The sequence below is a fragment of the Hymenobacter crusticola genome (assembly GCF_002154225.1).
Taxonomy (GTDB): Bacteria; Bacteroidota; Bacteroidia; order Cytophagales; family Hymenobacteraceae; genus Hymenobacter; species Hymenobacter crusticola.
Genome location: NZ_MTSE01000027.1, coordinates 20,460 through 35,938 on the forward strand (window position 1 = coordinate 20,460; position 15,479 = coordinate 35,938).

The window sequence follows — 15,479 nt, forward strand, 5'->3', positions numbered from 1 at the left end:
TTGTAAGCATCGGTAAGACAGGGTGTAAGACGATCCCGCTATGCAGCCCGAACCCGGTACGACTGAAATCTCAGTAAGGAAGGCTATCTTAAAGATAGGGAGCTTGGACATCTTGTAAAGGGACTACCGTAAGATGTCCAAGCTGCAATCTTGCTTCGCCGCCCAACGCCAGCGTCTACTGGCGCGCTTTGTACCGACGGACAAAGCGGTTACGGAACGACCGTGAATACCGGAGTGGTAATACTGAAATAGGTATTAGCGACATTCTGCGCCGGGCGCACATAGAGCGCAATCCTCCCCGTTCCGGCCTGTGCGGGTACGCGGATTTGCAGCGAGTCCGCCATCGCCCACAAGGGGGTGAACGGCCGGACGAACACGGCTGCCGCTTGGCCATTGGCATCGGCAAACGCGACTTGGTTTGCTTCCACTGTTTCCAGTAAGTGATGACCGTAAATCGTGACCAGTGACCCCACCCGGCCCTGGGTGGGGCGAATGCCCGTGATCACCGGCGAAGGCGTCGAGCGGATACTAATTTGTTTCTCGGCCGGCGGGTAGCCTTCCCGACGCACGATGACCTGCACATAGGAATAGGGCACGCCGGTGGGTACCGTCGCTTGCAGCTGCGTCGCGGAAGCGGTCAGCACCGGGGTGGCGATTCCCTGCACCGTCACCTGGTTGTCGGCGGCGACCGAACTAAAGCCTTCGCCCCGGATGGTGAGCGTATCGCCAATCATGGCGGTATTGAGGCTGCTCCCCCCGAGCAACGTCGTGCCCGGCGTGATGCTGGTCACCTGCAGGAGGCGGGGCGCTTCGTTTTCTGATTCGCAACTCGTCGCAAAGAACACGAGCAGAAGGAGACTGCCGATAGCGAAGGTGTTGTTCATAGCGGAGAAGAGCAGAGGGTACTAGACAAGATAGCCATTTATTCGAGGAGTGGGTAGAAGCGAGTGTGGCCGTCGTGCTATGTGGAACATGTTTCAGGAGCGGTACAAGCACAGGTCTGGACGATACGCGCTCGGCGAAGAATGCCCAATCCGGACTAAATCTGGGCAGCGGCGCATGGGGTACCCGCTCTACTCTTCGCCGTATAGGCCAGGAACACGCGTGTAATACTAGCCCCCTCCCTTCCTAGTATTACACAGCAGAGAGAGTATCTTTGGCGCATCCCGCTACCCAAGCCCGTTTCTTGATGCCGTATGTGGCCTATTATCGCGTCTCTACCCTAAAGCAAGGCGAGTCGGGCTTAGGTCTAGAAGCGCAGCAAGCCGCGGTGCAGGCTTATGTGCCAGACCCCGCGGCGATCGTGGCCACGTTTCAGGAAATAGAATCGGGTAAGAACAACGGGCGACCTGAGCTGGCCAAGGCCGTCGCCGAGTGCCGGCGCTTGGGTGCCACGCTGCTCGTGGCCAAGCTGGATCGCATGAGCCGGGATGCCGCCTACATTCTGCGCCTGGACGTGCCCTTGTGGCCGTGGACATGCCCGAGCTCAACACCTTGACCAAGGGCATCTTCGCTAGCCTGGCCCAGCATGAGCGCGAGCTCATCAGCAAACGCACCAAAGAAGCCTTGGCGGCCAAGAAAGCCCGCGGCGAACAGCTCGGCACGCGGGTCAACCTCAGCGAAGGCGGCCGTGCGCACGGGCGAGCCCGCCAGCAGGAAAATGCCCGCCTGCACCCCGCCAACGTACAGGCCCAGCATCTGAGCCAGTTACTGCACGAGAAGGGCCTAAGCTTGCGCCAGATCGCGCACGCTTTGAACGAGAAAGGCTATCGCACCCGGCGCGGCTGTGCCTTCACGGGCAAAGGCGTGCAACTGCTGCTACTACGCCCGGTCTAACATCAGCAGGACTACCATCCTTTGTCCAGTTTCTTTCGCAACAATGTCTCGGGCAACCCTATCCTACTAGCGAAGGCCCGTTTACCTTGCCTTACCGCTCCATCATGCGCAAAAAAGCCTGTTCCCGCCTGCTGCTTGTCCTCGGTAGCTGGCTCCTTTTTCGCGTGCCGACGCACGCGCAATACACCATTCATGACCATCAGATCGAAGAGGCAAAGAATTGGCTAGCCAGGACGCTTTCGCTCGTTTTCTTGTTGGGGTTGGCTGCGCCCTTACTGCTGAGTGCACTCACCTACTGGGTGCTAGAGGTTCTCTATCCCTACCACACCGCCAAAGCGACCCTGGGCCTGTGGCTATCCTGTGGGATTTGGTGGCTGGGCTGGGGACTGGCGCTGGCCAACACAAATCCCGGCCTGGGTATCGCGTCCCTGCTCGTGGTGCTGACGATGGGAGCTTCTGCTGCCGGGTACGTGTCTACTCGCCAACCCAGCCTGGAGGAGTAAGCAAATAGCGCTCACAAGACCTAGTGCCCGGACCTAGATAAGATACCTAGTTAATTTTTCGGACAACCGGCCGCCGCTACGTTGCTACACTAACGGAGCAATGATCTGCTGGCTGCCGGGGCGGTCGGGAAGAAAACACTGAGTTTGGACATTTTACGAGATTCCTTTGGGAAATGGTCCGTATTTGCGAGTACTCTCCTTCCTCTGCTACCCCCTGCTCCTACTAGATGCCAACATCTACTCCTTTTCGTTCCTCCTTCCTGCTGCTTGCTCACCTGCTACCCGCTAGCGGACTACTATTGGTGGGGGCTCCTGCGCAGGCACAAGCCCCTACGCTCACCAGCCTCGCCCCGGTGCGCAATGCTCTGGCTGTGCCGCGCACCACAGCCCTTACAGTGGGCTTCTCCCAACCGCTGAGCAGTAGCAGCGCCCAAGGTGTATGCGTATTCAGTACCCGGCGTGGGGGCCGGCTGACGGGGACGACTACCATTAGCGGCAGTACGCTTCGCTTCACCCCCGCTCAACTCTTGCAAGCTGGGGAGACGGTTTCGGCGACCCTGACTTCTGCGGTGCGTAGCCTCAATGATGTGCCACTCGCCCAACCGCAAGTCGTGCGGTTTACCACCGCCACAACCCCCAGTGCGGGCCTGTTCACCGGCGGCTCCGATCCAGCCATAACCAATGCGCCCTATGCCGTGGCCGCCGGCGACCTGAACGGGGATGGCTGGCCCGACCTGATTACCCACAATGCCGGCAATCGTCTGAGTATCCGCTTGAACACGGGTACAGGCACGTTCAGCGGTGGACCGGACGTGGGCGTACTCAACGGCATGGACCTAGCGGTCGGAGACGTGGACAATGATGGGGATCTGGACCTCGTCGTGGATGGCGGCGGCAGCATCGTTGGTCCCCCTTCGGGTACGGCTGTGCTAGTGCGCAACAACGGAGCCGCGGGCTTCAGCAGTAGCAGTATTTCGTTTCCCGCCCGCGTCACGGGGGTAGCCCTGGGGGACGTGAACGGCGATGGCTACGTAGATGTAATCGGCGCCTTGGCGGGCGCCTTGAACATCCGCCTGAACGACGGGCAGGGTAATTTTCTGGCCAGCGGCCAACTCGTGGGTGGGGGCAACAAAGTAGTGCTAGGCGATCTAGACAACGATGGGGATCTCGATCTCGTCGCCACCGAGTTAGGCTATCCGGGACGCGTATTGACGCTGCTCAACGATGGGGCAGGCACGTTTCGCTTGAGCGAGACCCTCCCGACGAGTTCCTATCCCTTACAGACGCGCTTAGGTGATGTGGATGGCGACGGCGACTTGGACGTAGTCACTGTGATCCAGACGCAGGTCGCCAACACCCCGGGCGTGCTGAATCTGTTTCGCAACGAGGGGCAGGGCACCTTCACGCGCCAGGCCGATGTGCTGGTCACGGTGAGCCCACAGGACGTGGCCTTGGGCGACGTGGATGGGGATGGCGACCTAGACCTAGTCAGTGTCAGTTTGGCCCGCAACACAGCGAGCGTACGCCTGAATGCGGGTACGGGCTCCTTTAGCGATGCCCAGGAAGTAAGCGTCGGCAACCGGCCCTACAGCGTGGTCCTGGCCGATGTGGATGATAACGGCACGCTGGACCTGCTCACGGCCAATGAAACGGGCACCTCCGTGAGCGTGCGCCTGAATAGTCAAGTATTAGCAACAAGCCCGCGCGCGGTTACGCCCGCGTGGCAGCTGTATCCCAACCCCGCGCATGAACAGGTACAAGTGGAACTGCCGGCCGCCTTTCGCGGGCAAGCTGTGCAGCTATGCCTCTGCAATGCGCTGGGGCAAGTCGTGCGGGAGCAGTCACTCAACCCGACCGCCCCGCAGTTGTCGGTGGCTGGACTAGCCGCTGGCCTCTACACGATGCACGTACGCACCAGCCAACAGCAGCTCTCCACCCGGCTACTCATCGAATAGGCTGGTCTCGCTGCCTATGGGTAATGGCAGGTTAATGATAGTGGTCTTGGACACTTTATAGGGCTCCGTTTAGAAAATGTCCAAGGCACCTTCCTGCTCTTTTAGCAAGGAAAGAAGGGGACCCGATCCCCATCAGTCGTAGCCGTTTTACCCTTGCTTCTGTCGACGCAAGCACTGATCACCCTTGAAACCGATACCATGTTTGTAGGCCGACATAGCCCAGCTTCGTATGGATCTGGTTTTGATAGTGCCGCTGAATGCCATCCTCTGTAAAGGTATACCGCAACTGCCAGCGGTTAAATTCTTGTAGGCCCACGCGCCCGACGAGCCGTAACCCGACAAACTGCGCCGGCGACACGTGCCATTCCCGTCCGATGCATCCTTGCAGCCCGAGGCGCCAAACGGACCCTTGGACAAGTTGCTGGCTGGCGGTCAGCGTGGCGGGGGGCTGCCCGGCATTGGTACTTAAGCCCGTACCATACCCGCCTAGATTCAGATACCGGCGCGATATCACATCCGCGCCCCCTTGCAGGATCCAGCAATGCCCCGCCTGGGAGGGGCTTGTTTGATAGAGTAGCAGCACCTGAAGCTGCGGGCTGTTAAACCAAATTGTGGAGACTTGCACAGACTCATAGCGCCCCCCGCGGTAGTCCGCCACGGAGGCAATCGAGACCCCGTCCGAGCGCACACTCACGCCCGCCTCAATGCCGAGGCGGCGGCGCAGGCCATAACGGACCCCGAGCAGACCCGCCAAGCCGACGGTGGGGCGCAGCAGCAGGCGCGGACTCACCAGCGTCTGATCGGCAACGACGTGCCGACTCCCGTGGGCTTGTGCGGCGGCGACCACGGACCACCGGTGGGGTGGCACCAGCGGCGCGGGTTGGGGAGCAGCCGTAGAGGACCGGGGTGGCGGCAGGTCCTGTGGCGTAGGCCCTTGTGCCCGCCCGGGTCGGGAGAGCAGCAGCAGACCCACCAATAAGCCGGAGCGAAGCAGCAGCATAGAAGCCGTGAAGTACGTTTTTTAAGTAGATCCCTGTTGCCCCGTACGGGTTGCATCTACTGCCCGAAGAACGGCTCGCCCGCGGTCAGCCAGCCGTCGCCTGGCGCTGGTACGCTACGGCTGTTGCAGATAGGCGACGGCCCGGTCAAGCACCTCATCGCGGCCGGCTTGCAAGCCGGCTAAGGTGGGCGTGACGACCAGGTTGGGCACGATGCCCCGGCGCTGCGTCTCCCCCCCATTCGGGTAGTACATGCCGGCCCCACTATAGTAGGTTTCCAGGTCCCCGGGTAACGGCACCTGCACGATGTTGCCGTTCGCGCCGGCCATCTGGCTCCCCACGATCACCACGCCCGGCCGCGCTTGCAGCAGCATGGCTAGGGTCTCACCATAGCTCTGCGTCTTTTCGTTGACCAGCACCACCACTTTCCCCCGTAGGACGCTGGGCTGGGCGCCAGCGTCGCCACCGGCGTCCAGCGGGTATAGCCCGGATAGGAGCGGACCGGCACCGTAGAACGGGCCCACGGAATAGCGGCGACCGAATCGGCGCGCAAGCCCAGGCGTGGTGCGGGCGCGGCCACTGGCCACAGGGCCGCCAGCAACGGGCCGAGCCCCGCACTGGGGTAGGCCCGCAGGTCCAGGATCAGGCCGCGCGTGTGTTCCAGTTGGGGCAGCACACGGGCCAACTGGGTCTCTTGCAGCCCCCCGAGGTGCACATAGCCGATGCCACCGGGCAAGCGCCGCCAAGTGCGTGTGGAGTCCAGTGGGTTCATGCCAAAGAAGTAGGTCTTATAGGTAGCCGAGCGCAGGGAGAGAATCGAGAGGGAGCGCGCCACCCGCACGGTGCGCACGCCTCCCGTGCGGGTGCGCAGCGTCAACACCAGCGAGTCTTGTGCTTGCCCGCGCAAGACAAAGCGCAGCAGATCGCGCTGCAGGGCCGCCGGCGTGGAGGCCGCCACGTAGAGCTGGTAGCGGGCCAGAATCTGCTGCACGGCCACGCCATTGGCTTGCAGCACATATCCCCGACCTGCACGGGTAGCGCCGTTGGCGTGGCCTCGCGGTAGACCTGCGTCACCACCACCTGGCCTTCGAGTTGCGTGAGTTTTAGGGGCGGATAGTAGTCCCCGAACTGGGCCGAGAGCACGGCGCTACCATACAAGAAGGCGTGTGTATCATGCAGCTGGGCGACTAGTTCCAGCTCCAGCAGGTGATAGGCCGGCGCGGTGGTCGCCTGCTGGAAGCGCGGGATAAAGAGGATGCGTGGTGGGAAGGCGTGCTGTTGCCCGAGCTGGGTAAGTTGCTGACGCAGGGCCGGGGAGAGCAAGGGGTCGTGCGCGAGCCACTCTAACACTATCCCAGTCCAGCTGCGGTCGTACGATACCGGGGTGATGGTACTTGAGAAAGCCCCAGACCTGGGCAAAGGTGGCCAGACGCTAGGTCAGCGCGGCGGGAGCGGGCGCTGATGGGGCTGCCTGGCCGACGCGGCTACCCAGCAGCAGAACGAGGCCCGCGAGCGGGAGCAGCATCCAGAGGCGAGACTTAGTAAGCATAGCAGCAAAATACGCCGCCCCGTAGTAAGATGAAAGCGGCCTAGCAGGACCGACACGTAGCCAGTCCTGCTAGGCGGTCTTTCATTCACTGACGTACTTCTCCCTACGCCAACAGGCCTATCCTATCACAAGGCGTCAACGGGAGATATAGAAGGCCATAATCAGCGCTTAACGTTTTCTCAGCAACCTTTGGAAAACGTTATGAGTCACTTTACAGGTGGTGAAAGACTGTTTTCAGTAGGCAAAAGCTCGTGTAATAAAGAATAGCAACGCTAAGGCTCAGTGACAGGCAACAGTGTAACTAATTTTCGACCTAGTTCCTCGCCCCGCACGTTTTTGGCTACGATGCGTCCGTTGGGATCAATGAGTAGGTTTTGGGGCACGGCCTGCACGTCATAAAGCTGGGCTACTTCGTTCTGCCAGAATTTCAGGTCGGACACTTGCGTCCAGTTCAAGTGGTCCACCTCAATGGCTTTCAACCAAGCCTCACGAACGCGGTCAAGGGACACGCCGAGTACCGTGAAGTTACGATTTTGATACTGGTTGTAATTGGCTACCACATTCGGGTTTTCCTCCCGGCAGGGTTTGCACCAACTGGCCCAAAAATCTACCAGCACGTACTTACCTCGAAAATCGCTCAGCTTCACGGGCTTGCCAGTAGGGGCATTTTGGGTGAAATCCGGTGCTTGGGCTCCCACGGCCAACAGGCGGGCCTTCGCGAGCCGGGCCGCGTATTGTTGACCGGCCTTGCTTTGGCGCAGAGCCGGAGCCAGCCCGTCGAAAAGGGGACCTACTTCCGCTGGGTCGAGACTGAGGCCGCCGTACTCTTGCAGCACCTCTAAGCTCACTTGACTTTGTGGGTGGCTCTGAATAAACTGCTTTCGCAGTGCCTCCTGCTCGGTATCGACAGCCTTTGAACGCTGGTCATAGGCTTCCTCAAACGCCTTGTCTTGGTGCTGTTTAAGGGAGGCGGCGCGGTAATCTCGCAGCAGATTGAATCGCCGCTCGGTAGTAGCGCGCAGCAGGACGAGCAACCGATTCTGGTCGACATTGAGCGGAGTGCCCGATAGCGAAGCATGCAGTATGGAGTCGGGGCTGCTTATTTTTATGACACCTGGCTCTAAGTAGATTTTGTAAAAGCGCCGATTCGTTCTGTTCTCGAATAGGTAAGCTAACGTGGGCTCGGGTACGCTGCCCTTAAACGTAAAGCGGCCCTTCTTCACTTCGGCCGAGTCTGTTTTCATGGTTTGCGCTATTGGGTAGACCAAATAGGCTTGCGTAGGGGGAGTTCTCGAGCCTAGCTTTCCCCGCACGGTAAAAGAGCCACTTTGTGCCCAGGCACTTAGCCCACTGAGCAATAGCCCCACGAGTAAGTATGTTTTCATGCCGCCAAGATACTTACGCCCACCAGAAAATAGCATGTGCCCTATTGAAGACACTGAATGAGTGACAGTGCTCTTAGCAAGGTTAACTTACAAAAGTACCATACTGGCCGCAGCAGATAGTCGAGCCGATAACTATCACTTTTTTAAGCCCTATCCGATATAAAATCTTATGTTTATCAACTATTTTGAGAATGGCAACCATCATTATTGTGAACGCTGAACCGTATAATATTCTATTCTTGCCTTCATGATTAAACGGGCTGTCTTCCTAATAGGACCTTGTGTAATAGCTGCTTGTCAGCGCCACCCATTACCAGCTCTTTTGGAGGGAAAGTGGAAGTTACAGCGAATTATCAAAGCGGATTATACGCGGGAAGGACAGCTGCGCCAACGAGGCAAAATGCCTCGGTACAGTAGCACGTACACGTATTTGACTTTCACTGATCGTGTCATGATTTACCACTTTCAAGGCGATAGTATCTACTCCATCACTAATCCCTATACGCGTCGGGGTGATACTCTCCGGATCGTACTGGATGGGGACCCACCCGAGGATCCATTCATCGAAACAATCGTCCGTTTACGGGCGCATCACCTTCACTTGCACGTCACGCAGCCGCACTCGATTGATTCGATTTATGATTATGCCGAGTACGATACCTTTCTAAAGCGTTAACGAATGTACTTGTCCGATAAGTCGAGTGGCTGTTGCAGAACTCGACGCGCCACCCCAAGCAAAGGCGCTATGCGCTAAATCAAACTAAAAAGGACGTTTGAACGCCTTTTTACCTAGGATAAGCAGCTAGTCTGCGCTGGTGGCTTGATGGGGGATGAGTTCTGCAACAGCCACTCGAATTATGTAAAGTAGAAATAAGCTTGGCTACAGGCTACTTCACAGATTATTGATTAATTGATTTGGAGAGTCGCTTCACTAGCTTGTAAGAAAGGAAAGCTACAGTCTATATTGCAATACATAGTACTGGGTAGTACATTCATGCGTGCCGTTTTTCCCGGCGCGTCATCGCTATGCGAAAGTGCTTGCTCCTGCTCCTGTCTTGGCTCTTTGCTCTCTCCACGCACGCGCAGCCCCTTACCCCACCGGCCATCGGCCAGGCACACGAATTTTACTCCTCCGTGCTTCACGAAAAGCGTACGGTCTGGGTACACCTGCCTGTCACCACCACTCCGCACGAGCGCTTTCCCGTCCTGTACGTGCTGGATGGGGAGCGCTATTTCACCAGCACCGTGGCCATGACCGAACAACTCGCCGGGCGCTGGCCGCGCCTGCTTGTCGTCGGCATCCTGAACAGGAACCGCAACCGGGACTTCACTCCCACCCACGTCGCGCCCGTCCCTGCCTTTGTGGACCCCGCCGCCGCCACCGTTTCCGGCGGTGGGGACGCATTCGAGCAGTTTCTGCAAGCAGAACTTCTGCCGCGCATCGATTCGCTCTACCCCACTACCCCGTATCGAATCCTGAGTGGCCATTCGCTCGGCGGTTTAGCCGTCGTTCACACGCTGGTCACGCACCCGGATCTATTTAATGCGTATCTCGCCCTGGACCCGAGCTTGTGGTGGGACCACGAGCAGACCTTGCGCACTGCCGAAGCAACGCTTCCACAGATACACTTTGCGCCGAAAGCCTTGTTTATCGCCAGTGCGCAACCGTTGCTGCCGCCAGGCCTGGATACCCTCGCCGCCCAGTTGGACCGGTCGGACTACACGGCGCTGTACCGCGCCGTCACGCACCTGACCCACACACTTCGCCGCCGCCCGACGCCTGCCCTGCACTGGCAAGCTAAGTACTACCCCGCCGAGCAGCACGGCACGGTGCAATTGCTGGGGCAGTATGACGGGCTCAAGTTTTTGTTTGATGAGTATGGCTTCCGGGCCAGCCGGTTTACCTTCCAACCGAAAGCCGATTTAGATTCTGCGGTCGTGGCGCACTTCGCGCGCGTCTCGCAGCAGATGGGCTACCCCGTTCAACCCGACGAGCAGCTCCTCAATAGTTTAGGCTATTCCTACTTAAGTCGGCACCAGCCGCAAAAGGCCTTGGTCCTCTTTCAACGGAATGTGGCCAACTATCCGCGCAGCGCCAATGCTTATGACAGCCTGGGTGATGCCTATGCCCAGCAGGGCAACAAGCGGCAGGCCCTGGCGGCGTATCAACAAGCGCTCGCGTTGGGTGCCGCTGCCGACACCCGAGCCAAGTTACAGGCCCTGCAGACGAAGCGATAGGTTACGTGGGGGCTCCGCGCTGCGAGTGGCTAGGCAACTCCCTGAGCAAAACCTATTGGGTGATTCGTTCGGTAGGCAGCACGCTTAGTGGCGGGAGCCCTCCTCGCTTCCCGGGAGGAGGGTCTTATTTGAATCACCCTTTTCTTGAAAACTTAATTGCTAGCATAAAGGAGCGTTGTTTTTCTTCCACGGGTGCGGGATAGGAAAGGCGTCGGCCTACCCGTTAGCACCATCACTACCCTTCTCTTTTCGTTGACACACATGAAGAGCTCGTGTTCACGGCCCCACGCGGGCCTAGTGGCGGGGCTGCTGACGGCTTCCGGGCCGCAGGCGTTAGAGCGGACCGATTCCAAGGCCCACTTGACCTGAGAAGCGGGCGTTCAGCTACTTAAAGCCATTTCGGCGCTTGGCCACACGTTCCGGTAAGTGCGACGCACTTCTTTGGACTTCGTTCATTTGGCGGCGACCGTCTTTTGGTTGTGTACTTATGAACGTTTCCTTCTTGCTGCGGCGAGAGGTTGCGGCAAGCTCGGCCTGACGTTGTTTGTGTAGCGTAGCTGTCCGGCCTTTAGCGCGCCAGCACGTCAAACGCTATCTGGAAGTCGTTGCGAATGGCGTAGCTGCCCAGGTTTTGGAAAAAGGCCGTGGAGTTGTAATTGATGCCGAACTGCGTGCGATCGAGGTTGGCAGTGCCGCGCAGGCGCAGACCGCCGGGCGCCGGGGTCACCGTCACAGGGAAGGCCACGGGCTTGGTTACGCCCTTCAGCGTGAGCGTGCCCGTGGCCTGGCCGCCGTGGAACTCAGTGAGCTCGAACACGGCGGTAGGGTACTTGCTGACGTCGAAAAAGTCGGCCCCGCGCAGGTGTTCGGCCAAGTCGGCTTTCTCGTGGGTTATGGTGATCATGTCGACCACGACGCGGGCGGCGCGTACGGTTTGGCCATCGGTCAGCACGCGGCCCTCGCGCAAGCGAATGGTGCCTTGCGGGGCCCAGGAACCAGCTTCAGCGTGGCCAGTCCAGGTGAGGGCGCTGGTCTCGGCGTCGAGGCGGTAAGTGGTGGTCGCGGGCCGCGCAGCCAGCAGAGCCAGGCAGGGCAACAAGAGAATCAACAGCTTTTTCATGAGTGTTTGAGCAACGAATGGGCGAGGTGGAACGGTTATTTGACTGCTTGGGGGGCGGCTTCGGTTTCAATCAGGCCGTAGCCTTTGTAGAGGCGGCCTTGCGCGTCTTTGGCGATGATGAACCACAGAGCATCGCCGCCATACAGGCTTTTAGCACTAGCGGCGTAGCGGTAGTTGCGGGCAAACGTGTAGGTGACGCCCTTCTTCAACTTGCCGCCGGGGCAGTTGAACAACTCGGCGAATTCAGCGGGCGTTTCGTGCAGGTTAGTTTGCCAGCCGGCGGCGCTGTACCAGATGTAGCTGCCGCAGGTCACGATTTCCAAGTCGGCGTCTTCGGCCCGCACCGCGGTGCTGTGCTTCCACACGTAGCCGCCGGGCACGGCGGGGTTGGGCTCCGGGTAAATGACGCCGGGCGAGTGCCGCAGCGTGAGCCCCACGGGCAGGCGTCGCAACTCGTCGGGCAGCGCGCGGGAACGGTCGGTCCAGGCCGTACTTGGCGGGGTCGGCGCCGCGGGGGTGGTTTGGGCCAGGCTCAGGGCCGGGCGGAGGGCCAGCGCACCGAGGGCTAGCAGCAGGAAACGGGTCATGGGGTGGGGCGTTTGAAGTACGACCCAAAGGTGGTGGCCCCTCCTAATGCCAAGCGCCCCAAAACCGGATGTGGGCCGTCCCAAGACCGGATGTGGGACGTTTCCGCCGGGTAACGGCGGTTGTTGTGCTGTATTTAACCCGGCTTGTAGTCGCGCGGGGCCATGCCGGTCACCTGTTTGAAGATGCGGTTGAAGGTAGTTTTGGAATTGAAGCCGCTCTCGAAGGCAATGCCCAGGAGGGTAAAGCGACGGGCGTCAGGCGAGGCGAGGCGGCGCTGCACTTCGGCCACGCGGTAGCCGTTCACCAAGTCGTTGAAGGAGCGACCAAAGCCGGCGTTCACGGTGAAGGAAATGAGGCGCGGGGCCAAGCCGGTGTGGGCCGCGAGTTCGGCCAGCGTTAGCGTTGGGTTTTGATACAGCTTGTCGTCGACCAGTGCCCGGCGAATGCACTCCATGATGAGCGCGTCGGGTTGGACGGAAATCGCGGCTTCGACGGATGCAGGAATTTTTTTAAGTTCCGCCTCGGCCGGAGGCGGTACAGCCGACGCGACAAAAGGCGCCGCAGTAAACGCAGGCTTCGTCGTGGCGGCGGTGCCTGAGTCTGTCTCTGCCTCCGGTATGAAATGCACGGCCCGCATGTCGGCCTGCCGCAGCCCCACGACGCCGATGACGAACACCACCACGCCCAGCAATTCAGTAGAATAATCGTAGCGGTAGTACACGTCAAAAAACTCGCGCAGCACCAGTTCCACTAGCCACTGCCCGCTCACAAAGGCCAGTAGCATCAGCAGCCAGCGCAACCAGCGTAGCCGCAGCCGCGACACCTCCGAGAAATTATCTTCCAGCCAGTAGCTATACTGCCGCAGCAGGTGCAAACTCAGAAACAGGTATCCCATCAGCGACACCCAAGTGCCGAGAAATTCCAAGCGGTAGGTGAATGGCCGGTGCACCTGCTGCCAAAAGTCGTTGCGCACGGCGTAGGGCTGGAAACGTAGCCACCAGTACAGGCCCGCCTGCGCCAGCACCGGCGCGAAGTGCCACCCGTACAGCGCCCGCCAGCGAAACCCGTGGTTGACTAGGCTGCGCACGTAGAAATACAACAGCGGCCCAAAAGCCAGCGAGTAGTAGATGGGCGAGAAATACAGCCCCGTGTTCTGCCCGTATAGCCCCGACACTCGGAAAAATCCATCGAGCACCCACAGCGCAATGGCCACCATCAACAGGGCCAAAAAGCGGTTGGAAACCTGGTTGATGGGCGCGGCAGCCAGCAGCCCGGCCGCGAACAAAGCTTGTGCAATGACGGCAAACAACGATACCGTCATTAAGGAAATCGGGACTTGCATGGGCATGAAGGCCAGAAAAGAATGTCCTATTCTCAGCATCTAGGGTGTTGTTAAACAAATCGGAAACACCTCCAACTCGGAAGCTAAGCATCTTAAATGTTGCTGATAAGGATAAGGCACAAATACGTCGTAAAAGCAACGAGGAATGATAGTCTTACACGCTCCTTAAAGCAGTCGAAAGAAGCTTGTATAAACAAACGTTTATGCTATCGATCACGCCGTTATACCTAGTTTTGACTGGATTAAGCTCGGAAAGTAGACCCCGGTGCTCTTGAGCTGGAGGTTTTGCCCTATTTGTTTAACAACACCCCAAATAGGAGCCCAGTCTTCTGGCAAAGTACCACGCTGGGACTAGGCCGAGTGAGGAGGCCAAAACAACCACTTTCCGAAGTTGCTCTTATAACTCTCGCATTATCCTATGTTCGCCTACCCACCGTATTGAGGGTTGATGAGAAGGAAAAAGGAGGAGTAAGATTCACCGATTATGGGGCCATTACGAGCCCGTTTAACATGACAATCCCCTCCTTTTTCTAGGGCCACTTTGGACAGTTCCGTGAGGCTGAGAGCCTGTAGTAGGATAGCAAAAGACTCCCTAGAATTCCTTTGTTCTCTTTCTGTTCATGCTAAACGTGGCCCACTATGGATCCTCAGTTGTCTTTTCCCGTCGTCGGCATTGATGTGAGTAAAGCCACGCTCGCCGTGTGTTACCAGGCTGACCAGCAACTAAAGCACGTGGAAGTCAGCAACAGCAAAACGGGTTTTCAGCAGCTGGTGAAGACCTGTGGGGCGCACTGCCTGTTTGTGATAGAGGCCACCGGCACCTATAACTTGGCCTTGGCCTATTACCTGTACGAGCAGGGCGGCCACGTAGCGGTACTCAACCCCTTGGTCATCAAACGCTTCATTCAGATGCACCTGAGCAAAGGCAAGAGTGACCGCAAAGATGCGCAGTGGCTGCTGCGCTATGGCCAGCAACAGCCCGTTACCCTCTGGCAACCGGATGAAGCGGTCTTGGTGGAATGCCGGCAGCTCGAACAAGTGACCGAGCAGCTACTCAAGCAGAAAACAATGGTCAGCAACTCTTTGGAAGCGCTACAACGGCAACCTGTGATCAGCAAGACTGCCTTGAAGCGGCTTCAACAGACCCTAAAAGTCTTGACTCAACAGGTCGAGGCGGTGGAGGCCGAACTTCTGTTCTTGCTCGAACAGCGGTTCAGTAAGGAAATTGCGCTGCTGTGCTCGATTCCAGGCCTTGGCCGCAAGACGGCTAGTATGCTGCTCTTATTTGCCGGCGGGTTCCGGCAGCTAGACAACTATCGCCAACTTATTGCCATGGCCGGGCTCTCGCCCCGGGAGCACAGCTCGGGCACCAGCATCCGCGGCAAGGTGCGCATCACGAAAATGGGCGGCGGCTTAATCCGCGGTAAGCTGTTCATGTGTAGCTTCTCGGCCAAGAAGAAGAATGCAGCGTGTCAGGCGCTCTACGATCGGCTGGTGGCCAAAGGCAAGAACGGGAAAGTGGCCCTAATTGCGGTCTGCAACAAACTGCTCAAACAAGCTTTTGCCATTGTCAAATCCGGCGTGCCGTATCAAGCTGAATTTGCTTCAAAATCATCTTGAATACTTGACTTTCAACACAGTTCGTGTTAAGCAGCTTTTTCAAGATTACAGGCAAATTGACTCACAGCCTGAATCTGGCTTTTGTCTACTTAGAACATTTTCTGTAAAGACAAGCGTACGGCTCCTTCCACGCAGCAGGAACCAGCTCGCCGGGTGCGCGCCTATTTCCACCACTGCTTCCGCTAGGCTCGCGGCTGTCAGCAGCACCACGCCCGCCGCTCAGCTTAGCCTGTGTTCGAACCCGGTTGAGGAAGTGGTGTGGCTCCTGCTGCCGGCCCTGCTGCGCCAGCACGCCCTGTACGTACACGTACTCAACGCGCTAGGGCAACTGGTGCTGGAGCATCA

Annotated in this window: 15 protein-coding genes; 7 read left to right on the forward strand and 8 right to left on the reverse strand. The window is 58.6% G+C overall.

What is annotated here, in order from left to right:
* Window positions 1-209: 209 nt before the first annotated feature.
* Window positions 210-884, reverse strand: a complete 675-nt coding sequence (locus BXP70_RS25400; protein WP_086596938.1) for an IPT/TIG domain-containing protein — start codon at window positions 882-884, stop codon at window positions 210-212.
* A 272-nt stretch (window positions 885-1,156) separates the two neighbouring features.
* On the opposite strand from BXP70_RS25400, the gene BXP70_RS30695 reads away from it, so the two are divergent.
* From BXP70_RS30695 to BXP70_RS25415, 4 genes are all read left to right on the forward strand, one after another.
* Window positions 1,157-1,498: a recombinase family protein gene (locus BXP70_RS30695; RefSeq protein ID WP_394335008.1), complete on the forward strand. Its 342-nt coding sequence runs from the start codon at window positions 1,157-1,159 to the stop codon at window positions 1,496-1,498.
* A complete protein-coding gene (locus BXP70_RS31130; RefSeq protein ID WP_394335009.1) occupies window positions 1,477-1,836 on the forward strand; it encodes a recombinase family protein in 360 nt (119 codons plus the stop codon). Before BXP70_RS30695 ends, BXP70_RS31130 begins: the two co-directional genes overlap by 22 nt.
* A 104-nt stretch (window positions 1,837-1,940) precedes the next feature.
* A complete protein-coding gene (locus BXP70_RS25410) occupies window positions 1,941-2,339 on the forward strand; it encodes a hypothetical protein (RefSeq protein WP_086596939.1) in 399 nt (132 codons plus the stop codon).
* Between the two features lie 227 nt (window positions 2,340-2,566).
* The gene (locus tag BXP70_RS25415) at window positions 2,567-4,294 is read left to right on the forward strand and encodes an FG-GAP-like repeat-containing protein (RefSeq protein WP_086596940.1); all 1,728 of its coding nucleotides are present in this window, start codon (window positions 2,567-2,569) and stop codon (window positions 4,292-4,294) included.
* A 178-nt stretch (window positions 4,295-4,472) separates the two neighbouring features.
* On the opposite strand, the gene BXP70_RS25420 is transcribed toward BXP70_RS25415, so the two are convergent.
* The 4 genes from BXP70_RS25420 to BXP70_RS25430 all read right to left on the reverse strand — a co-directional run bounded on the left by BXP70_RS25420 (window position 4,473) and on the right by BXP70_RS25430 (window position 8,262).
* Entirely contained in the window at window positions 4,473-5,294 is an 822-nt protein-coding gene (locus BXP70_RS25420) for a hypothetical protein (RefSeq protein ID WP_086596941.1), read from the reverse strand.
* A gap of 114 nt (window positions 5,295-5,408) precedes the next feature.
* On the reverse strand, window positions 5,409-5,879 hold the full coding sequence (locus tag BXP70_RS25425; protein WP_179197835.1) for a S41 family peptidase: 471 nt from the start codon (window positions 5,877-5,879) through the stop codon (window positions 5,409-5,411).
* Window positions 5,880-6,165: 286 nt separating this feature from the next.
* Window positions 6,166-6,711, reverse strand: coding sequence for a hypothetical protein (locus BXP70_RS29670; RefSeq protein ID WP_143436679.1), 546 nt, complete (start codon window positions 6,709-6,711; stop codon window positions 6,166-6,168).
* 402 nt (window positions 6,712-7,113) lie between these two features.
* The gene (locus tag BXP70_RS25430; RefSeq protein ID WP_317044489.1) at window positions 7,114-8,262 is read right to left on the reverse strand and encodes a TlpA disulfide reductase family protein; all 1,149 of its coding nucleotides are present in this window, start codon (window positions 8,260-8,262) and stop codon (window positions 7,114-7,116) included.
* 415 nt (window positions 8,263-8,677) lie between these two features.
* Here BXP70_RS25430 and BXP70_RS29675 point away from each other — a divergent pair, with 415 nt between their 5' ends.
* Together BXP70_RS29675 and BXP70_RS25440 are read left to right on the forward strand one after the other, a co-directional pair.
* A complete protein-coding gene (locus tag BXP70_RS29675) occupies window positions 8,678-8,902 on the forward strand; it encodes a hypothetical protein (RefSeq protein WP_143436680.1) in 225 nt (74 codons plus the stop codon).
* A gap of 350 nt (window positions 8,903-9,252) precedes the next feature.
* On the forward strand, window positions 9,253-10,464 hold the full coding sequence (locus BXP70_RS25440; RefSeq protein ID WP_086596944.1) for an alpha/beta hydrolase-fold protein: 1,212 nt from the start codon (window positions 9,253-9,255) through the stop codon (window positions 10,462-10,464).
* A gap of 568 nt (window positions 10,465-11,032) precedes the next feature.
* Here BXP70_RS25440 and BXP70_RS25445 read toward each other — a convergent pair.
* From BXP70_RS25445 to BXP70_RS25455, 3 genes are all read right to left on the reverse strand, one after another.
* Window positions 11,033-11,584 (reverse strand): YceI family protein, encoded by a 552-nt coding sequence (locus tag BXP70_RS25445; RefSeq protein WP_086596945.1) that lies wholly within the window; start codon window positions 11,582-11,584, stop codon window positions 11,033-11,035.
* A 35-nt stretch (window positions 11,585-11,619) separates the two neighbouring features.
* Complete coding sequence (locus BXP70_RS25450) at window positions 11,620-12,171, reverse strand: hypothetical protein (RefSeq protein WP_086596946.1); 552 nt, start codon at window positions 12,169-12,171, stop codon at window positions 11,620-11,622.
* Between the two features lie 134 nt (window positions 12,172-12,305).
* Complete coding sequence (locus tag BXP70_RS25455; protein WP_179197836.1) at window positions 12,306-13,514, reverse strand: helix-turn-helix domain-containing protein; 1,209 nt, start codon at window positions 13,512-13,514, stop codon at window positions 12,306-12,308.
* Between the two features lie 639 nt (window positions 13,515-14,153).
* On the opposite strand from BXP70_RS25455, the gene BXP70_RS25460 reads away from it, so the two are divergent.
* Window positions 14,154-15,134 (forward strand): IS110 family RNA-guided transposase, encoded by a 981-nt coding sequence (locus tag BXP70_RS25460; RefSeq protein WP_086596948.1) that lies wholly within the window; start codon window positions 14,154-14,156, stop codon window positions 15,132-15,134.
* Window positions 15,135-15,479: the final 345 nt, after the last annotated feature.